Source organism: Ruegeria sp. CG8 (genome assembly GCF_056537165.1).
This window is the reverse complement of record NZ_JBQFRA010000002.1, coordinates 118,876-137,082: the sequence shown is the minus strand read 5'-3', so window position 1 is coordinate 137,082 and position 18,207 is coordinate 118,876. Positions and strand designations below refer to the sequence as shown.

Annotated in this window: 18 protein-coding genes; 7 read left to right on the top strand and 11 right to left on the bottom strand. The window is 63.1% G+C overall.

What is annotated here, in order from left to right; genetic code table 11:
- Nucleotides 1-15 precede the first annotated feature (15 nt).
- From ACR0EF_RS06620 to ACR0EF_RS06610, 3 genes are all read right to left on the bottom strand, one after another.
- The gene (locus tag ACR0EF_RS06620) at nt 16-1,224 is read right to left on the bottom strand and encodes a multidrug effflux MFS transporter (protein ID WP_170366080.1); all 1,209 of its coding nucleotides are present in this window, start codon (nt 1,222-1,224) and stop codon (nt 16-18) included.
- 76 nt (nt 1,225-1,300) lie between these two features.
- The gene (locus tag ACR0EF_RS06615) at nt 1,301-1,960 is read right to left on the bottom strand and encodes a DsbA family oxidoreductase (protein WP_170370557.1); all 660 of its coding nucleotides are present in this window, start codon (nt 1,958-1,960) and stop codon (nt 1,301-1,303) included.
- Nucleotides 1,957-3,474, bottom strand: coding sequence for a class I adenylate-forming enzyme family protein (locus ACR0EF_RS06610; protein ID WP_170338907.1), 1,518 nt, complete (start codon nt 3,472-3,474; stop codon nt 1,957-1,959). Before ACR0EF_RS06610 ends, ACR0EF_RS06615 begins: the two co-directional genes overlap by 4 nt.
- 65 nt (nt 3,475-3,539) lie before the next feature.
- Between ACR0EF_RS06610 and ACR0EF_RS06605 the strand changes: the two genes are divergently transcribed.
- Complete coding sequence (locus ACR0EF_RS06605; protein ID WP_093962221.1) at nt 3,540-4,163, top strand: helix-turn-helix domain-containing protein; 624 nt, start codon at nt 3,540-3,542, stop codon at nt 4,161-4,163.
- Here the strand turns inward: ACR0EF_RS06605 and ACR0EF_RS06600 are convergent.
- Nucleotides 4,160-4,432: a hypothetical protein gene (locus tag ACR0EF_RS06600; RefSeq protein WP_480771321.1), complete on the bottom strand. Its 273-nt coding sequence runs from the start codon at nt 4,430-4,432 to the stop codon at nt 4,160-4,162. The genes ACR0EF_RS06605 and ACR0EF_RS06600 overlap by 4 nt on opposite strands.
- A 430-nt stretch (nt 4,433-4,862) precedes the next feature.
- A complete protein-coding gene (locus tag ACR0EF_RS06595) occupies nt 4,863-6,689 on the bottom strand; it encodes an extracellular solute-binding protein (RefSeq protein ID WP_170372472.1) in 1,827 nt (608 codons plus the stop codon).
- Nucleotides 6,690-7,002: 313 nt separating this feature from the next.
- Here ACR0EF_RS06595 and ACR0EF_RS06590 point away from each other — a divergent pair, with 313 nt between their 5' ends.
- Both ACR0EF_RS06590 and ACR0EF_RS06585 read left to right on the top strand, forming a co-directional pair.
- Entirely contained in the window at nt 7,003-7,776 is a 774-nt protein-coding gene (locus tag ACR0EF_RS06590) for a 3-hydroxybutyrate dehydrogenase (protein WP_170363363.1), read from the top strand.
- 28 nt (nt 7,777-7,804) lie between these two features.
- Nucleotides 7,805-8,833, top strand: coding sequence for a patatin-like phospholipase family protein (locus tag ACR0EF_RS06585; RefSeq protein WP_170372476.1), 1,029 nt, complete (start codon nt 7,805-7,807; stop codon nt 8,831-8,833).
- Here the strand turns inward: ACR0EF_RS06585 and ACR0EF_RS06580 are convergent, their stop codons facing one another.
- From ACR0EF_RS06580 to ACR0EF_RS06570, 3 genes are all read right to left on the bottom strand, one after another.
- A complete protein-coding gene (locus ACR0EF_RS06580; protein ID WP_149774457.1) occupies nt 8,834-9,511 on the bottom strand; it encodes a DUF502 domain-containing protein in 678 nt (225 codons plus the stop codon). It abuts the gene before it with no gap.
- Nucleotides 9,512-9,581: 70 nt separating this feature from the next.
- Nucleotides 9,582-10,496: a pseudouridine-5'-phosphate glycosidase gene (locus tag ACR0EF_RS06575; protein ID WP_170372478.1), complete on the bottom strand. Its 915-nt coding sequence runs from the start codon at nt 10,494-10,496 to the stop codon at nt 9,582-9,584.
- The gene (locus ACR0EF_RS06570) at nt 10,493-11,386 is read right to left on the bottom strand and encodes a PfkB family carbohydrate kinase (protein WP_170370550.1); all 894 of its coding nucleotides are present in this window, start codon (nt 11,384-11,386) and stop codon (nt 10,493-10,495) included. Before ACR0EF_RS06570 ends, ACR0EF_RS06575 begins: the two co-directional genes overlap by 4 nt.
- Nucleotides 11,387-11,613: 227 nt before the next feature.
- On the opposite strand from ACR0EF_RS06570, the gene ACR0EF_RS06565 reads away from it, so the two are divergent.
- The gene (locus ACR0EF_RS06565; protein WP_170372479.1) at nt 11,614-12,666 is read left to right on the top strand and encodes a HupE/UreJ family protein; all 1,053 of its coding nucleotides are present in this window, start codon (nt 11,614-11,616) and stop codon (nt 12,664-12,666) included.
- On the opposite strand, the gene ACR0EF_RS06560 is transcribed toward ACR0EF_RS06565, so the two are convergent.
- Nucleotides 12,663-13,292 carry a thiamine phosphate synthase gene (locus tag ACR0EF_RS06560; RefSeq protein WP_170366065.1) on the bottom strand — a complete coding sequence of 210 codons (630 nt, stop codon included), beginning with the start codon at nt 13,290-13,292 and terminating at the stop codon, nt 12,663-12,665. The two genes, ACR0EF_RS06565 and ACR0EF_RS06560, sit on opposite strands and share 4 nt — an antisense overlap.
- 162 nt (nt 13,293-13,454) lie before the next feature.
- On the opposite strand from ACR0EF_RS06560, the gene ACR0EF_RS06555 reads away from it, so the two are divergent.
- Genes ACR0EF_RS06555 through ACR0EF_RS06545 form a run of 3 tightly spaced genes read left to right on the top strand, consistent with a single transcriptional unit; the run spans nt 13,455 to nt 16,878 of the window.
- Nucleotides 13,455-14,198, top strand: a complete 744-nt coding sequence (locus ACR0EF_RS06555) for an RNA methyltransferase (RefSeq protein WP_170370548.1) — start codon at nt 13,455-13,457, stop codon at nt 14,196-14,198.
- A gap of 60 nt (nt 14,199-14,258) precedes the next feature.
- On the top strand, nt 14,259-15,404 hold the full coding sequence (gene ctaA, locus ACR0EF_RS06550; RefSeq protein ID WP_170372484.1) for a heme A synthase: 1,146 nt from the start codon (nt 14,259-14,261) through the stop codon (nt 15,402-15,404).
- 4 nt (nt 15,405-15,408) lie between these two features.
- Complete coding sequence (locus tag ACR0EF_RS06545) at nt 15,409-16,878, top strand: carboxypeptidase M32 (protein ID WP_170372486.1); 1,470 nt, start codon at nt 15,409-15,411, stop codon at nt 16,876-16,878.
- Between the two features lie 38 nt (nt 16,879-16,916).
- Here ACR0EF_RS06545 and ACR0EF_RS06540 read toward each other — a convergent pair whose 3' ends face one another.
- Both ACR0EF_RS06540 and ACR0EF_RS06535 read right to left on the bottom strand, forming a co-directional pair.
- Nucleotides 16,917-17,363 carry a YqfO family protein gene (locus tag ACR0EF_RS06540; RefSeq protein WP_170372488.1) on the bottom strand — a complete coding sequence of 149 codons (447 nt, stop codon included), beginning with the start codon at nt 17,361-17,363 and terminating at the stop codon, nt 16,917-16,919.
- Nucleotides 17,364-17,419: 56 nt separating this feature from the next.
- Complete coding sequence (locus ACR0EF_RS06535) at nt 17,420-18,145, bottom strand: ArsR/SmtB family transcription factor (protein WP_170372490.1); 726 nt, start codon at nt 18,143-18,145, stop codon at nt 17,420-17,422.
- Between the last annotated feature and the right edge of the window lie 62 nt (nt 18,146-18,207).

Below are 18,207 nucleotides of genomic sequence, written 5' to 3'. Positions count from 1 at the left end.
GGTGCGCTGCACAGGTCAGGCGGGGACGCGGTCTTCGATCCGGCCCATGTGGACCATAAGTCCGAAGGCCAGCACGCACATGGTCAGGATGCCGATGGTCAACGGCCCCAGCGTACCGTCGAACAGCAGCCCCACCGGTGCGGCGATCGCGGCGGCCAGCACGGTCGAGATCGACCCGATGACCGAGGCCGCCATGCCCGCGATATGGCCCATCGGCTCCATCGCGATGGCATTCAGGTTGCCCATGGTGACCCCGGCCATGAAAAAGACCGTGGTCTGCCAGAACACGAACAGCGCAAACGAGGCCTGCGACGACAGGTTCGACATGTTGAGGGCAATCACCAGAGAGGTGATCAGGATCTGTCCGGCCAGCGCCCAGGTCACCATCCGGCGCATCCCCACGCGCACCACGACGGCCGCGTTCAGCAAGCTGGCCGAGCCGGACATCAGCGCTACGAACCCGAACCAGAAAGGGAAGCTGTCGGCGCGGTCGTGGATCACGTCATAGACCGGCTGCACCATGGTCAGCATGGTGAACAGCATGCCCATGCACAGGGTCTGAACAAAGATCGACAGGCGCACGGTGGGGTGGGCGAACATCTCTTTCACGGCACCGACCATCAGCGGCAGGCGGAACGGGCGGCGATTTTCTGGCGCGAGGGACTCCGGCAGTCGGAACCCCATCCAGACAATGATGACCAGCGCGAACAGGATGAACGACATGAACACGCCGCGCCAACCGGCAAAGGCGATCACGGCGGCTCCGGCCATGGGCGCGATGGCGGGCACCAGGGTGAAGATCATCATCGCGATGGACACGATCCGCGCCATTTCCCGGCCCGAGAACAGATCGCGGATGATCGCCATCGCGACCACGCGGGGCCCGGCGGCCCCCAGTCCCTGAACCACCCGGGCAGCCAGAACCAACTCCAGCGATGAACTGGCCCAGGCCACGGCCGATGCCAGAATATAGACTGCTGCTCCGGCAAAGATCACTGGCCTGCGCCCTACGGCATCCGAGATCGGGCCGGTGAAGAACGTTCCGATCCCCATTCCCAGAACAAAGCTGGTCAGGATCAACTGCGCCCGGTTCACGTCATCAGGGCTGAGCTGCGCGCCGATCTCGGGCAGGGCAGGCAGCATTGAATCAATCGAAAATGCGATCGTGGCAAACATCATCGCGATCAGCGCGATGAATTCGGCCTTGGAAATACGGTCAGCCATGCGGGGACTCCTTGCCCAAACGCGCTAACACGACAGGGCAAGGTGGGCTAGGTGCAATCGCGCACAGAACTCTGTGCTATTCTGCAGAGGAAGGCTCAAGCTGAGACATGATTTCGCCGATCACTTGCGCCCACAATTCCGGTGGTTGCGCCCCAGGGACCGCGTGCTGGTTGTCGACGATGAAGGTGGGGACCGAGTTTACGCCCTTCTCACGCGAGTGCGTATCCCGCTGACGAATGTCGTCCCGGTCGGCGTCGGATTTCAGCAGCTTCAGAACAACTGCGGCGTCCATGCCCACGCTGTCGGCGATGTCGGCCAAAACCTCGTGGTCGCCGATGTCGCGGCCCTGCACGAAATACGCAGTGAACAGCGCATCCACCACCTGGTTCTGCTTGCCCTCGATCCCTGCCCAATGGATCAGGCGATGGGCGTCCAGCGTGTTCGGAGTGCGTTTCATGGCCTCGAAATCGATGTTCAGGCCGGCCTTTTCGGCATGCTCCACCACCGGCGCATAGGCTTTGACCGCACCTTCCTTGCCACCGAACTTGCGTTCCAGATATTCGCGCCGGTCCATGCCGCCTTCGGGCATGTCGGGGTTCAGCTGAAACGGATGCCACTCGATCACGAAAGGATGGTCCGGGACCGAGGCCAGCGCCTTGTCCAGGTTGGTCTTGCCGATATAGCACCACGGGCAGATCGGGTCGGACAGGATATCAAGCTTGACGGTCTGGGTCATTCTTCGGGTGCCTTGAAATAGGCCGGCAATGCGCGGCGCAGGAGTTTTCCGTTGCCCCCGGTGGGCAGTTCGGGAAGATGGATGAAGGCGCGGGGCTGCTTGTAGCGCGCCAGGTTGGCCTCGACATAAGCGCGCAGGGCGGTTTCGTCCAGTTTTTCCGGCCCGGAATAGAAGGCGGCGATCACGAAAGTGTCCGGTTTGACCTCGACCGCCGCCGCGCCGACCTGAGAGATTCCGGGAAAGCGCGACAAAACGGATTCGACCTCAACCGGGGACACGCGATAGCCGCCGGCATTCATCATGTCGTCGTCGCGCCCCAGATAGGTGATCTGCCCATCCACGGCCATCGCCCCCTGATCGCCGGTCAGGAACCAGTCGCCCTGCATGCGCGCGCGGGCCTCGTCCGGGGCGTTGAGGTAGGTCAGCATCAGCCCCGGGTCTGAGCGGTGAATGGCGATGGTGCCTTCCTGCCCCTGCGGAACCGGCCCGTCAGGCCCAAGGATCTCCACGCGGCGCCCCGGTTGCGGCTGGCCCAGCGCATCGCCGCGCGCGGGGTGGGATGGGCTGGATGAGATGAAGGTCGAACATTCCGACATGCCGTAGGCCTCGTACAGCTCGGTCCCGGTGGCCTGAACCCAGCGTTCGTGCAGGGCGCGCGACAGTTTCTCGCCGGCGCTCAGGCCGTGGCGCAGATCGGGCAGGGGCAGCGTGTCCGCCGCGTTCAGCATCTTGCGGTACACGCCGGGGGCGGCCGCAAAGATCGAGGCGCGGTGGCGGCGCAGCAATCCGGGCAGGGCGGCCGGGTCGGTTCCGGGTTCGGGGATCAGCGCGGTGGCGCCGATGGTCCACGGGTCCATCAGGCCGGTGCCCAGCGTGTAGGTCCAGTTGAACGCGCCCGCGTGGCACAGGCGGTCGGCCTCACGCAGGCCGTACCAGCCATCGACCATCATCTGCCGCGCCCAGATCGCCCGATGCGCATGGGCCACGGCGCGTGGTTTGCCCGAGGTGCCCGAGGTATAGACGACATAGGCCATGCGTTCCGGATCGCCCATGTCGAACGACGCGGGCGGCAGGTTGCGCATGGCGGCAAGGTCGGTCAGGCCGATCTGGTTGGGATGCGTGGCGCAGTTCACGGACGGATCGCGCAGAATGGCGGCTGGAGACAGTTCCCGGATCATCCGCTCCGTTTCCGGCTCGGTCAGTTGCGAGGAGGTCGGCACCGGGACCAGCCCGACCGCGATCGCGCCCAGATAGGCGATGGGAAAATCGACCGTATTGCCCAGACGCATCAGAACGATGTCGCCGGGCACGAGCCCCGCGCGCAGCAGCCCGGTTCCGGTGCCCAGAACCGCGGATTTCAGTTGCGCATAGCTCCAGTCGTCCGAGCCGTCGGCGCGCAGCACGGACAGCGCCACCTTGTCCGGAGTGGCATCGGCGCGGCGCAGTACGTGGGCGGCCAGGTTGAACGGCGCGGGGCAGGGCGGCGGCGGCCCCTGATCGAAGATCGACAACATGCGCCTTGGCTATTGCCCTTTGTCACGCGTTGCAAGCGCGCGGCGCTGGCCCTATAGAATGACGCATGACGAGCAAAGACCACAAATCCATCGTACGCATCGCCCGCGACAACGGTTCCCGCACCGAACTGGAACCGGTGGATCTAGGTGCCCGCGTGCGTGAACTGCGCAAGGCACGGAAATGGACCCTCGAGCAGGCGGCGAACCAGGCCGGGTTGGCTCGGTCCACGCTCAGCAAGATCGAGAATGGCCAAATGTCGCCGACCTATGACGCGCTAAAGAAGCTGGCGATCGGTCTCGAAATCTCTGTGCCGCAGTTGTTCACCCCGCCCGAGCGGGATCAGGTTATCGGTCGCATGGCAGTGACCAAGATGGGTGAAGGCACCGCGCACGCCACAACGACCTACGAGCACGAGTTGCTGGCCGAAACGCTGACCAAGAAGCAGATGCTGCCCTATCGGGCCCGCGTGCGCGCCCGGTCAATGGACGAGTTCGACGGCTGGGTGCGTCACGATGGCGAAGAATTCCTGTATGTGTTGACCGGCGTGATCCGCCTGTACACCGAGTTTTATGAACCGGTTGAGATGCGTCGGGGCGACAGCGCCTATTACGACGGCAGCATGGGGCACAACGTGATCTCGGTAAGCGATGAGGACGCGACCATCCTGTGGGTCACGTCGCTGGCCTAACGCCGGGCAAGCTCGCGGTTCAGGCCTTCGGTGTAAAGGAAATCCTCGACCTCTTCATGGGCCTCGTTCACCGTCAGGTGGTGCCGCTCGGCCAGATAGGCCTCAAAGCGTTTCCTGTCCGTCCTCACGCGCGCCATATCCTGATCGCGCAGGTTCGGAAAACGGCGCTTGGCACGTGCGTAGGACGCGCTCCAGTCTTGTGTCAAATCAGTCCAGTTCAACATCTGCGAGCCTTCCGTGGTTCGGGTTTCAGGACTGCTCTTCCCCATACCAGCGTACGGAGCGCGCAGCCCGCGCGAAGACATGACAAAATGTCGCAGGTCAGGGCGCTGGAAAATCAAAGCGGTTTTTCACGCCGTGCTCGGCTCGTTTTCCCACTCTCTGTCGGTTTTGGCGATCGTTCAAATTCTCGCACTCTGGACTGCGTGGAATACAGGGCTTTGATCTATCTAAGAAATCTTTTTTCGGTGCGGGTGTCCGTTGCGTCGATCGTCACTTGGATTGCGAGATGTTGTGGTGACAAGCGCTCCACCCGCAACAAGTAGTCAGGTGCTCTAGAAATAGCGGGCAGCGGGATGGTTTGATCGCTTTTTGGTGTTTGGTCACATGTGCCGAAAATTGCCGACGCCCGCGCGGCGTCCGATCCGTGAAGTGCTTCTCTTGAAATGGGCAGGGGCACAAGCCCCTGCCGGTTGCCTGCTACTCCTCGTACCACCAGACGTCGGGCATGAACTGCGGTCCGTCACCATAGATTGGCAAGATCTGAGGATGCTTCATTTCCTTCACATGGGCGATGCGGCCAACATCAAAGCTCCAGATTGGAATGACATACCGTCCGGCGGTCAGAACCCTGTCAAGCGCGCGGGTGGCGGCCACGAAATCCTCACGGCTTTCCGAGGCCAGCATCGCATCGATCAGCCCATCCACTGCCGGAGAGGTGACCCCCATCAGGTTGCGTGTCCCTGAAGCATCCGCGCCTTCGCTGCCCCAGTAGAGGCGTTGTTCGTTGCCCGGCGACAGCGACAGCGCGCGGCGGAACGGGGTCATGTCGAAATCCAGCTCGGACACCCGCTGGGTGTATTGTGCGTCATCCACCTTGTCGACGGTCAGCTCGATCCCCAGCCGTTCCAGCGCGCGGGCATACATCTCGGCGATCGCATCCACGTTCTGAACCACATTCAAGCTTCCCTGACTGATGACCAGGGTTATCTTGAGGGGCTCTCCCGCTGCGTTCTTCAGCACGCCGTCCTGGATTGTCCATCCGGCTTGCTCCAGCAGATCAGCCGCCTTGCGGATGTCCCTTCGGTTGCGAACCGAGTCGTCGCCCTCGGGCAGAACATACCCTTCCAAGGTTCCCGGCAGCAGATCAGCCGCGTAGGGTTGCAACATCTCAGCCACCCGACCGGTTGCCGGTCCGGGTTGCATCGCCAGTTCAGACCCCGAGAAATACGAGGTGATCCGAGGCTGAGCACCGCCCGTGATCGTGCCGTTGATGAATTCAAAATTGAACGCAAGGGTCAGCGCCTCGCGCACGCGCCAATCGTCAAAAGGCGCTTTGCGCGTGTTCATGACCAGACCTGTCATGCCCGAGGGCTTTTTATGCGGAATCTCGGTTTTGATGACATCGCCGCGCTGAACGGCCGGGAAATCGTATTGCGTGGCCCATTTGTCGGCGTTGAACTCGCGGACGGCCGACAGCGCGCCGGCCTTGAAGGCCTCGAACAGAACCGTCTGGTCGCCGTAGAACTCCAACCGCATCTCGTCGAAATTCATGGTACCCCGGCGGAACGGGACATCGTTGCCCCAATAATCCGGATTGCGTTTGAGGTTCACGAAACGCCCGGCCTCGTAGTCATCGATGACATAGGGGCCGGTGCCGATCGGGACATCTTGCAGCGCTGCCTCGGCGAAATCCTTGCCCTCCCATTGGGCCTTCTTGAGGATCGGCCGCAGCCCTGCGATCAGGGCCAGCTCGCGGTCTGGCTCGTTGAAGATGATCCGGACCGAGCGTGGTCCGGTCTGCTGAATGCTGTCGATCTTGGACCACAAACCGCGATAGCGCAGATGCCCCTGCGTTCCGAGGGTCTCGTAAGACCAGATCACATCATCAACCGTGACCGGCGATCCGTCAGAGAATCGGGCAGTCTCGCGCAGGGTGAATTCGACCCAGGATCGGTCCGGTGCGGTGTCGATTGATTCGGCCAAAAGCCCGTAAAGAGTGAAAGGTTCGTCCCAGGAACGGCCCATCAACCCCTCGTGGGTCCAAAATCTCAGCTGCCACGGGGCGGTGCCTTTTTGCACAAACGGGTTAAGACTGTTATAGCCGCCGGTGTTGCCGAACACGACCTTGCCGCCCTTCGGCGCGTCGGGGTTGGCATAAGGCAGCGACACAAAATCCGGTGGTAGGGCCGGGTCTCCATACATAGCTATGCCATGGGTCGATTCTGCTTGCGCTAACGTGGCGACAACCGAGGCAGCGATTCCCGCGATCAACGGGCGGATGGGACGGAGAATATCGGGGCTCATTTTGGAAACAATCCTGCTCTGGCCTTATTTTGTTGGGATTCACCGTACCGATGATTTTTCTTATTATCAAACTTTTAGCTTGGATGACGGCGCGGAATTGCTTATAAAGGTTCCACTGCTCGATAGGTTTCTTGCCTGTATGAAACCTGCCTCAATAACTTAACGCCCGCTTCGTGCGGGCGTTTTTTTCTGCCTCGAGCTCCGTGATTCCAGCCCATAAATCGACCGTATCCGCAACCGGGTCTTTCCCGTTTATTTTGCAGGTGCAGCATGGCACTGTGTCTCCAAATCATGAGTCTGTGGGAGACCCCAAATGAACCTGTCGGGAAAAACAGCAATCATCACCGGATCGAACTCGGGCATCGGGTTGGGCATCGCGCGCGAATTGGCCAAGGCGGGGGCCGACGTGGTTCTGAACTCGTTCACTGATCGCGATGAAGATCATGCGCTGGCGGCCGAGATCAGCAAGGAAACCGGAACCAACGCGCGCTACATCAAGGCCGACATGTCCAAGGGCGAGGAGTGCCGCGCGCTGATCGAACAGGCCGGAGCCTGCGACATCCTGGTCAACAACGCAGGCATTCAGCACGTCGCGCCGATCGACCAGTTCCCGGTCGAGAAATGGGACGCGATCATCGCCATCAACATGAATTCGGCCTTTCACACGATGGCGGCGGCGCTCCCGATGATGCGCAAGGCCGGGTGGGGGCGGATCGTCAATATCGCCTCGGCGCATGGGCTGACTGCATCGCCCTACAAGGCGGCTTATGTGGCGGCCAAGCACGGGGTCGTCGGCATGACCAAGACCGTTGCGCTGGAAACCGCGCAGGAGCCGATCACCTGCAACGCCATCTGTCCGGGCTATGTGCTGACACCGCTGGTCGAGGCGCAGATCCCCGACACGATGAAGGAATACAACATGAGCCGCGAGGACGTAATCAAGAACGTCATGCTCGAACGGCAACCCTCGAAAGAGTTCGCGACCGTCGAACAGCTGGGCGGAACCACCGTGTTCCTGTGCTCGGACGCCGCGGCCCAGATCACCGGCACCACGATCTCGGTCGACGGCGGCTGGACCGCGTTGTGATCCGCGGCGCGCGCCGGGGCCGGCCGATATGGTGAAGCGCATCAATCTGGCCCTGCAGGGCGGCGGCGCGCATGGCGCATTTACGTGGGGCGTGCTGGACCGTCTGCTCGACGACGAAGACATCGAGGTTGCGGCGATCACCGGAACCTCGGCCGGGGCGCTGAACGGAGCCGCGTTCAAGGCCGGCATGGTTCATGCCGGTCGCGATGGCGCGCGCGAGACCCTGAACGCCCTGTGGGAGAGGATGGGTGCCGTGGGCGACATGCGCATCGCCAACTGGCTGGCCGGGATGGAACCCGCCCAGATCGCGCATGCGATGGAGTATTCCCTGCCGTTCTCGGTGGCCGATACCTGGTCGCGGATGGTATCGCCCTATGCCTATGGGCCGTTCTACCGCAATCCGCTGGCCCCGGTGGTCCAGGCGTTTGATTTTGGCGAGGTCTGCGCCGATCAGGGGCCGCGTCTGTTCGTCTGCGCCACCTGCGTGCGCAGCGGCAAGATCCGGGTGTTCACGGGCGATGAGGTGACGACTGATGCGATCCTCGCCTCGGCCTGCCTGCCGAACCTGTTCCAAGCGGTTGAAATCCACGACCCCGAATCCGACCGGACCGAAGCCTATTGGGATGGCGGCTATACCGGCAACCCGGCGCTGTTTCCGCTGTTCAACGCGGGCCTGCCCGAGGATGTGGTGATCGTGAACATCAACCCGTTGGAGCGGGACGAGGTTCCCAAGACCCCGCAGCAGATTCAGAACCGGATCAACGAGATCAGCTTCAATTCGTCCCTTCTGCGCGAGCTGCGGGCGATCAACTTCGTGCAGCGCCTGCTGGCCGACGGCAAGTTGAAAGCGGGCGAGATGAGCCGGGTTTTCGTGCACATGATTGCAGATGACGCGCTGATGAACAGCCTGTCGGTGGCGACCAAGACAGTGCCCAACCCGGTGGTTCTGCACAGCCTGAAACAGGCGGGACGGGCCGCGGCCGACCAGTTTCTGGCCGATCACAAACCCGATCTGGGTGCGCGAAGCTCCGTTGATCTACCCGCGATGTTCGGCTGATCACTCGGGCGGCTGCGTGGGGTCTTTCTGGTTCGGATAGACCAGCCCGGCCGAGATCACCAGTTTGGCGGCATCCTCGATCGTCATGTCCAGCAGGATCACGTCTTCCTCGGGGAAGAACAGCAGAAAACCCGAGGTTGGGTTCGGCGTGGTTGGGATGAACACGCTCAGCAGGCCGCCGCCGGTTTCGGCGCGTTTGTTGATCTCGCCCTTTGCCTCGGTCGAGACGAAGCCGATGGCCCAGATGCCCCGGCGAGGATACTGGACCAGGCAGGCCTTCTCGAACGACCGCTCGGTCTGGGCAAAGACGGTTTCCGATATCTGCTTGATCCCGGAATAGATCGACCGGACGACGGGCATCCGGTTGACCAGGCTTTCGGCAAAATGGATCAGTGACCGGCCCAGGATACCTTTGGCGATCCAGCCGACCAGAACCGTGAAGATCAGGAAGAACAGGACGCCCACGCCGCGCAGGTTGATACCCACATATTGTTCGGGGCGGAACTGGTGCGGGATCAGGGGCAGGACCGCGCTGTCGATCCAGCCGACCACCGACAGGATCAGCCACAGCGTCAGCCAGACCGGTGCGATGACGACGATACCCGTCAGAAACGACGCGCGTAGCCGCGACAGCAGGCCGGGGCGGCGGTGGGGTTCTTCATCAAACGGTGTGTTCATCGCGGTTCCGAGCGGTTTGCCGGACTAGTTAATCAGTCCGGCGCCTTGGTACAATAGGTCCGTTTGACGCTTAGTCAGCCTGAGCCTTCAAAGACTTGGCTATACCAGCCGCAAGGCGCGCATTGTTGCGCACCAGGGCGATATTGGCGATCAGGGATCGGCCCTCGGTCCGCTCGTAGATGCGCTGCAGCAGATAGGGCGTGACGGCCTTGCCGGTAATGCGATGCGCTTCGGCGTCCTGCTGGGCCGAGGCGATGATCGGGTCAAGTTCCTCGGACGGGATCTGATCGGCCAACGGGATCGGATTGGCCACCAGCTGCCCGCCTGGCAAACCCAGAGCGCGGCGCGTCGCATGGGCCTTGGCGATCTGCTCGGCCGTGTCCATCCGCAAGGGCGCGGCGAAGGGCGACTTGGCCGACCAGAAGGCCGGGAATTCATCCTGGGCATGGGCGATGACCGGCACGCCCAGCGTCTCCAGCACTTCGAGCGTTTTTGCGAGATCAAGGATCGCCTTGGCCCCGGCGGCCACGACTGTGACCGGGGTCTGCGCCAGTTCGTGCAGGTCGGCCGAGATGTCAAAGCTGGTTTCCGCGCCGCGATGCACCCCGCCGATGCCGCCGGTGGCAAAGACCTCGATCCCTGCGAAATGGGCGGCGATCATCGTGGCGGCAACGGTGGTGGCCCCGGTCCCGCCCGAAGCGATGCAGGCTGCCATATCCGCGCGCGAAATCTTGGCCACGCCCTGCGCCTGTCCCAAATCCTTCAACTGATCGGGTTCCAGCCCCACATGCAGCCGGCCGTCGATCACCGCGATCGTTGCCGGAACGGCGCCCGCGTCGCGGATGTCCTGCTCGACCTGGGCCGCCACCTCGATGTTCTGAGGGTAGGGCATGCCGTGGGTGATGATGGTGCTTTCCAGGGCAACGATGGGGGATCCGTCGTCCTTGGCCGCGCGGACTTCGGCGGAATACTGGATGTCGATCACAGGGGGGTCTCTCCGGATACATAGGTTGCGGCGGCATGCAAGGCGCGGGTCAGCGCCTCGTCAATGCTGGCGCCATTGGCTTCGGCGGCGATATGGGCCGCCATGAACGTGTCGCCCGCACCGGTCACGCGCGTGACCAGAACCGACGGGGGTTTCTGGGTGATCACCGCCTGGGCACTGGCCACGGTGGCCGAGTTGCCCCCGTCGGTCACCAGCGCACGCAGCGCGCCCCGGTCCAGCAGAGCGCGGGCGGCGGTTTCGGAATCGGCGAACTCGCGCTGGCACAGCAGCCCGGCTTCTTCGAGGTTCACATACAGCGTGGCCCGGCCGTGCTTGAGGAAAGGCAGCAGCCGCTCGGCCTTACCGGGCGACGCCGGGGCCACGCGCAGGTCGGCACGGGCGAAGGCCGGGCTGACGGCGATTTCTTCCAGAAGGTCCAGCGTCAGGTTGCCGTCCAGTGCGATCTGCCCTTCGAACGGGGTGTTTTCATACCCCAGCGGGCCATGGATCAGCGGGCGCAGGATCTTGGCACCGGCAGCCTCGAGAGAATGGGCGTCGGCGATAGCGGCGATCAGGCCGTTTGCGCCTTCGACCGCCATGTAACGGTCGGTGGGCAGGTCCTGCGAGCGGTAGACATGTGTCGTGTTCATGCCCAGCCGCTTGCAGGCATGAACCAGCTCGTCGCCCTCGGGGTCGCTGCCGATTGCGGTCAGCAGGGTCGGGGTCATGCCAAAGCGCACAAGGGTCATGGCGATGTTCATCGCCACGCCACCGGGCAGGCGCGTGATACGGCCGGGCACGTCCGAACCCTGCCGCATGTGGCTGGCGGATCGTCCGATCACGTCCCACAGGACGGACCCGATACACAGGATGTCGCTGTTCTGAGTCATTTCCTCGTCATGCCGCAGGTGCAGGGCGCGCGCAAGCCGGAAGCTGCCCGGGCTGGGTCCACGTCGGCGATTTGGCTTGCCAATTGTTTGGAAGGACGAAACACTCGGACCCAGTGTTTTTTGGTTCTTTTGGATATTTTCGGATGGGTCTCAATATCCGTTTGCTGACCTTCCTGCGGTTTCGCGCCTGGATCATTGCGCCATTACTGGCATGTATTTTTTTGGCAATGCCAGCATGGGCGCAACAGAGCGGACGGACAATCGTTGACTTTCAGGTCCGGGACGGTCGGCTTCTGGTCGAAATCGCTCTGAACGCCGAGGCCGTTCTGTCCGGGGTCGATCCGCAAGAGGTCGCGAAGGGCGGCGACGGCGGGAGCGCGCAATACGCGCAGTTGCGCCGTCTGGTCTCTTCCGAGCTTGAGGAACACGTCCACGATTTTGTAACGGATTGGAAGCAATCCTTGCAGATCGACGTGAACGGGCCGGTTGCATTGTCCTATGAAGGCGCAAGTATTCCAGTGGTCGGCAACCCGGACGTGCCGCGGATTTCCCGAGTGCTGTTGGCCGGTCCTCTGCCACCCGATGCAAGCAGTCTGCGCCTGACCTGGCCTGAAGGAATCGGCCCCGTGGTCTTGCGCCAGCAAGGGGTCGAGGCGCCTTATACCGGGTTTCTGAGCGGCGGCGAGGTCAGTCCTCGCATTCCCTTGGCAGGCGGGGCCGGGCTGGGGGCGCAGCAAGCGGCCGAGGCTTTTTTCCGGGCCGGGCTGCTGCATGTCGCGGGCGCGGGGGCACAGCTTCTGGCGCTGGCCTCGGTGCTGGTTTTCTTGTCACTGAAGTTGCGCCCGGTCCTTGTTCAACTTGCCGCGCTGGGGCTGGGCGTTCTGGTGACGCTGCCGCTTGGGATGTTCGACGTGTTGAGTGCGAGGCCGTTCCTGCCGTGGCCGGTCGTGCCGGCTGCCATCGCCTTGTTGGCGCTTTGGAACCTCGTCACCGACCGGTTGGGGGTCTGGCGCGTGCTGTTCCTTTTGGCGGCCGGTGCAGTCCTTGGCCTGACACTGTCAGCAGCATCGTCGCACCTTGGTGTGCCGCCGCACCATGTCGCGCCGGCAGTGCTGGGTTTTGCCGCTGGCATCCTGTTGGCGCTGAGCGGAGTCGCGATCCTGATCCTCGCCACCCTGACCGTGCTCTTGCCGGATTCGCCCAGGCTGCGCGGCCGTATTTCCACAGTCGCCTCGCTGTTGTTGGCGGGCTTGGGTCTGTACTGGGCGGTTATGTCCTAACCGCCGGTATTCATCGGCGCGATCAGCGTGTTCAGGGCGCTTAGCGGGTCCTCTGCGGCCCAGATCTCGTCTCCGATACCGAAGAAGTCGGTACATTCAGCCAGTTCGGCAACCAGTTCGGGTGTCAGGCCGCCTTCGGCGACAACCGGAACCTCGATCATCTCGGACCACCATTGGAACAGATCACGCTCGGCGCGGGTCCCTTTGCCCAACGACACGTCCCCCACGGGCCCAAAGGCCACATAGTCGGCCCCGGCTTCGCCCGCGGTCATCCCGTCATGGCGCGAGGTTTCGCAGAAGCTGCCGACGATGGCATCCGCACCCAGCTCTTTGCGCGCGGCCCGGACCGAGCGGGCCGCATCCTCCAGATGCACCCCGTCCAGCCCCAGCCGTTGCGCCAGCAGGACATGGTTCGAGATCACCAGCGCCACGTCGCGCGCATGGGCCACCTCGCGGCAGGCGTCGGCCGCGCGGGCGATGGCGTCCTCGTCGCTGCCGGCCAGCGCCAGCCGGATGCAGGCGATCTCGGTCCCGTCCAGAACGCGGGCCAGCCGGTCGGGAAAGGTGGCCGGGTCGATGGTCGGCGGGGTGATCAGATAGATCTGAGGCTGCTCGGGGGTGTCCATTGGCGGATCCTTCGCGGTTGGTCTTTGGCGCGGTTTAGCCGATTGCGGCGGCGAAGCAAACTTTATTGCCCGCAGACCGCGTGATTTGCAATCGGGCAGGGCGGCCGGGCTTGCCCTGTGCCAGCGGCGGCAGTATGGCAGGCGCAACTTTCGGAGATCAGGATGCCCAGCGACAGACCCCAGCCCTCATTCGTGCTTGTCCGCCCGCAGATGGGCGAAAACATCGGCGCCGCGGCGCGGGCGATGTGGAATTTCGGTCTGGACCGTATGCGCATCGTCGCCCCGCGCGACGGCTGGCCCAACCCCAAGGCCGTGGCCATGTCGAGCGGTGCCGGGCGGCTGCTGGACGAGGCGCAGCTGTTCGACGATCTGGCCGGCGCGTTGGGCGACCGCACATATGTGTTTGCCACCACCGCCCGTCAGCGCGGCCTGACCAAACCCGTCTACAGCCCCGAACGCGCCATGCAGATCGCGGCCCAGAAGGTGGCGGCGGGCGAAAAGGTGGCCGTGCTGTTCGGGCCCGAGCGGGCCGGTTTGGAGAATGAAGACATCGCCAAGGCCAATGCGATCATCTCGGTGCCTGTGAACCCCGAGTACGCCTCGCTGAACCTGGGGCAGTGCGTGTTGCTGACCGCATATGAGTGGATGCGCCAGACCGGCGACGTGGTGCACGCGGCCACCGATCTGGGCAAAGGCGACTGGGCCACGGGAATCGAAGTCGAGAAGCTGGTCGAACACTACGAACAGCGGCTGGACGAGGCCGGGTTCTTCTACCCGCCGGAAAAGGCCGAAGGGATGAAGGTGAACCTGCGCAACCTGTGGTCGCGCATGCGCATGACGCGGGCCGATGTGCAGATGCTGCACGGGATCATGCGTCAGATGGTCCGCTGGAAGGACAAGGGCTGAGGCTGGACCTTCCCGGGCACTGGCCCTAGCTTGCGGGAAAATCAAGGACATGAGGACGGCATGAGCGGCAAGCGCAGCATCTTCGAAGAAGTCTCGGGTGAACAAAAGCAGGAAACGGTCCAGCCAGGCATGATCGACCGCGGCCGGGGCGGCGCACGCAAGGCCATCCGTGTCTGGCTGATGATCCTGTTCGTGCTTGTCGTCGTGATGATCGCGGTGGGCGGGCTGACCCGCCTGACCGACAGCGGCCTGTCGATCACCGAATGGCGCCCGGTCACCGGGGCGATCCCGCCGATGTCCGAGGCGGACTGGCAGGCCGAGTTCGACAAGTACAAACAGATCGACCAGTGGCGGATCATGAACCAGTGGATGGAGTTGGAGGACTTCAAAACCATCTACTGGTGGGAATGGGGTCACCGGCAGCTGGGCCGTGTGATCGGCCTGGTCTGGGCGCTTGGGTTCTTTGGCTTTCTGGTGCTTCGCAAGATCCCCGCAGGCTGGACCGGGCGCCTTGCGATCCCCGGACTGCTGGGCGGCGTTCAGGGCGCCGTCGGTTGGTGGATGGTGGCCTCGGGCGTGACGCAGGGCGAGGGGATGACCGCCGTTGCCAGCTATCGCCTGGCCACCCATCTTGGCCTCGCGTTCGTGATCCTGGGCTTTCTGGCCTGGTACATCTTCATGCTGGGGCGCGAGGAACGCGACCTGATGCAGGCCCGCCGCGCGAAAGAGGCGCGGCTGTTCTCCCTGTCGACCGGGCTGCTGCACTTTGCCTTTCTGCAGATTCTGATCGGCGCATTGGTGGCGGGCATCGACGCCGGCCGGTCCTATACCGACTGGCCGCTAATCGGCGGGCAACTGCTGCCGCCGGACGCCACCGCGCTTGAACCGATGTGGCGCAACTTTTTCGAAAGTCCGGGGCTGGTGCAGTTCATCCACCGCTGCGTTGGCTATGTACTGTTCGCCTTTGGCATCTTCGTCTGGCGGCGCGGCAGCAGCAGCGCCCACCCGCAGACCCGGTTCGCCTTCAACGCCATGTTCGCGGCGCTGTCGCTGCAGGTGGTCGTGGGCATCCTCACCGTGGTCTATGGCGCGCCCTGGCAGATCGCCATCTTCCACCAGTTCATGGCCGTGGTCGTCTGGACCCTGATCCTGCGCGCCCGATTCCTGACCGCCTATCCCATCGCAACCTCGCTGCGCGGAGCTTGACCCAATGACTGCATTCAACGACCTGATGGCCTTTCAGCGCGAAACCTCGGCACTGGCACAGATCGCCGGGCGCCTGGGCTGGGATCAGGAGACTGTCATGCCGCGCGGGGCCGGCAACCAGCGCGCCGAGGAGATGGCCGCAATCGAATCCGTCCTGCATGCGCGCCGTTCGGATCCGCGCGTGGCCGAGTGGCTTGAGAACGCCCATGCCGACACCGAGGTTGATCAGGCGCAGCTGCGCGAAATCCGTCGCACATACGAGCGCACGGTCAAGGTGCCCGCTGATCTGGCCACGGCCATCGCCCGCGTGACATCGGCCGCGCAGGGTAAGTGGGCACAGGCCCGCGCCGACGAGGATGTTGCCGCGTTTCTTCCGGTTTTGGAGGAAGTCGTGGCTCTGCGGCGCGAGGAAGGGGCGGCTCTGGCGCAAGGCGGCGATGTCTATGACGCGCTGGTCGAGGATTACGAGCCCTACACGACCGCTGCACAGATCGGTGCGATCTTCGACGCCATGCGCCCACGCCTGGTTGCGCTGCGTGCGGCTGTTCTGGACCGGCCGTCCCCGGCGGGGGTAACCGGCACGTTCGACGAAGCGGCGCAGATGAAGTTGACGCAAAAGCTGGCGGAGACTTTCGGCTACGACTTGAACCGGGGGCGGGTGGACAAGGCCGTACACCCGTTCTGTTCCGGCAGCAGCGATGACGTGCGCGTCACCACGCGGACCAGCGAAACCGACCCGTTCAACTGTTTCTATTCGACCATCCATGAGGTCGGGCACGCCTGCTATGAGCAGGGCATCGACCCGGCCTACGCGCTGACACCGCTGGGCCAGGGCGTGTCAATGGGCGTTCATGAAAGCCAGAGCCGCATCTATGAAAATCAGCTGGGCCGCTCGCGCGCCTTCACGGGCTGGCTGTTCCGGCAGATGATGGACACCTTCGGTGATTTCGGCATAGCAGATGAAGATGCCTTCTATGCCGCCGTAAACCGGGTGCACAACGGATACATCCGAACCGAAGCGGACGAGGTTCAGTACAATCTGCACGTAATGCTGCGGTTCGATCTGGAGCGCGCACTTATGTCGGGCGAACTGCAGGTGAAGGACCTCGAGGCCGCGTGGAACGACCGCTTCCATGCCGATTTCGGCTATGCGGTCGACAAGCCTTCGAACGGGTGTCTGCAGGACGTGCATTGGTCGGTCGGTCTGTTTGGCTACTTCCCGACCTATTCGCTGGGCAATGTGTACGCAGGCTGTCTGTATCAGGCTCTCCGAGCGGCAGTTCCAAGCTTGGACGATCAACTGGCGCAGGGCGATACCGCCACTGCAACCGGCTGGCTGCGCGAGCATGTTCAGCAGCATGGCGGTCTGTATGCCCCACGCGACGTCATCCGCCGCGCCAGCGGCATGGAGCCCGGACCCGAGCCGTTGTTGGCTTATCTCGAAGACAAATTCGGCACGCTCTACGGTCTATGACCTGGAAAGATGACCGCTATGGGTATGATAGGGGTCATCTAGCTGCGGTGTGCATCAGGCACCCAGTCTTCCAGAGGCCGGTTCCAGAACCGGTTCGGGTTGTCTTCGTCCTGCCCGCGGATGTGCAGCGTTCGAAAACACGGGTGCAGAAGGATCACCGGTTCTTCATAGGGATGGGCCGCGTAGATTGCGCGCAGCACCTTCGAACGCACGCCGTCCGACACATCCAGAAAGAACGAGACTTCGACGCAGGGAACATCCACCGTGTCGCAGGTGACGGCATTGCGTCCGGTCCCGAGTGACCGAAAGCTCTGCGTTCCGGGCGTCGACCGGAAGGTGACGTGATCATAGTCCCCGTAAACCAGGTTGGCTTCGGCCAGAACAGCATCAATCACCGCCTGCGCGCGGTCCTCGGGAACCTGAACGATCACGCGCCAACCTTCGTCTGTCAGATATCGTTCGGTGTCCTGTGGTTTTTGGGTCATTCCAGTCTCCTAACCAAGCAACGTCAGAATGACCGGGTTTGCATCTTAAGTGTGACTTATCGCTTCGCCATCGACCGAACCGACGACCCGAGGCAATCAAGCGCGGAGTCCGACAAGCCGAAATGGCGAGTCAGTGCGATCTTGCCTTCCGGCGTGATGGTCAGGGCGCGACTGGACCTTTGGCGCGTCAGCCATTTGTCTTTCAGAGCTTTTTCCAGAATCGCGATTCCCAAGGAACCTGAGATGTGATTTCGGCGTTCCGTCCAGTCCAGACAGAATTTGGCGACCGGCCGGTGGGCGCTGACCCGCGGTGGGTCCAGGTCGAGATCGGTCAGAAACGCGTGATATCGCGGACCCGGCGCCAGTGCCCCATGTGCCAGTTGCAGAACGCCCGTATCCAGCAGGTTGTCCGTGATCCACACACCGAGACGCCCGGCAAGATGGTTATAGCAGCAACGGGCCAACAGAACGCCCGAGTCCGGTTTCGCGGCCCGCCGGACATGATCGCTGGGGGTTAGCGTGGACAGCTTTTCCAAAGCCGATGCGACCTGTGCGCTTGCGATCCGGTGATAGACATGCCTGCCGCTGCGTATCGAAGTGGTCAGGCCGGCCCGCTCCAACTGCTTGAGATGGGCCGTTGCAGTTGGTGGCGTTATGTTGGCTGCGCAGGACAACTCTTTGTTGGTGAACGCCCGCCCGTCCATCAGTTCGCACAGGATGCGTGCGCGGGTTGGGTCGGCGAGGGCGGCGCCGATGATGTCCAGTCTGGGTTCGGGTCTCATTGGATGAGCCTATCGCAAAACCCGGCTTGACCCCAGAAAGAACGCTTCGACATTCGCCGAAA

Coding starts and splice junctions, on each gene's coding strand:
- ACR0EF_RS06590 (WP_170363363.1), top strand. CDS start 7,003: ATGAACCTGTCGGGAAAAACAGCAATCATCACCGGATCGAACTCGGGC.
- ACR0EF_RS06560 (WP_170366065.1), bottom strand. CDS start 13,292: ATGGACACCCCCGAGCAGCCTCAGATCTATCTGATCACCCCGCCGACC.
- ACR0EF_RS06610 (WP_170338907.1), bottom strand. CDS start 3,474: ATGTTGTCGATCTTCGATCAGGGGCCGCCGCCGCCCTGCCCCGCGCCG.
- ACR0EF_RS06595 (WP_170372472.1), bottom strand. CDS start 6,689: ATGAGCCCCGATATTCTCCGTCCCATCCGCCCGTTGATCGCGGGAATC.
- ACR0EF_RS06565 (WP_170372479.1), top strand. CDS start 11,614: ATGCCAGCATGGGCGCAACAGAGCGGACGGACAATCGTTGACTTTCAG.
- ACR0EF_RS06620 (WP_170366080.1), bottom strand. CDS start 1,224: ATGGCTGACCGTATTTCCAAGGCCGAATTCATCGCGCTGATCGCGATG.
- ACR0EF_RS06545 (WP_170372486.1), top strand. CDS start 15,409: ATGACTGCATTCAACGACCTGATGGCCTTTCAGCGCGAAACCTCGGCA.
- ACR0EF_RS06605 (WP_093962221.1), top strand. CDS start 3,540: ATGACGAGCAAAGACCACAAATCCATCGTACGCATCGCCCGCGACAAC.
- ctaA (WP_170372484.1), top strand. CDS start 14,259: ATGAGCGGCAAGCGCAGCATCTTCGAAGAAGTCTCGGGTGAACAAAAG.
- ACR0EF_RS06615 (WP_170370557.1), bottom strand. CDS start 1,960: ATGACCCAGACCGTCAAGCTTGATATCCTGTCCGACCCGATCTGCCCG.
- ACR0EF_RS06570 (WP_170370550.1), bottom strand. CDS start 11,386: ATGACTCAGAACAGCGACATCCTGTGTATCGGGTCCGTCCTGTGGGAC.
- ACR0EF_RS06540 (WP_170372488.1), bottom strand. CDS start 17,363: ATGACCCAAAAACCACAGGACACCGAACGATATCTGACAGACGAAGGT.
- ACR0EF_RS06600 (WP_480771321.1), bottom strand. CDS start 4,432: ATGGGGAAGAGCAGTCCTGAAACCCGAACCACGGAAGGCTCGCAGATG.
- ACR0EF_RS06585 (WP_170372476.1), top strand. CDS start 7,805: ATGGTGAAGCGCATCAATCTGGCCCTGCAGGGCGGCGGCGCGCATGGC.
- ACR0EF_RS06535 (WP_170372490.1), bottom strand. CDS start 18,145: ATGAGACCCGAACCCAGACTGGACATCATCGGCGCCGCCCTCGCCGAC.
- ACR0EF_RS06555 (WP_170370548.1), top strand. CDS start 13,455: ATGCCCAGCGACAGACCCCAGCCCTCATTCGTGCTTGTCCGCCCGCAG.
- ACR0EF_RS06580 (WP_149774457.1), bottom strand. CDS start 9,511: ATGAACACACCGTTTGATGAAGAACCCCACCGCCGCCCCGGCCTGCTG.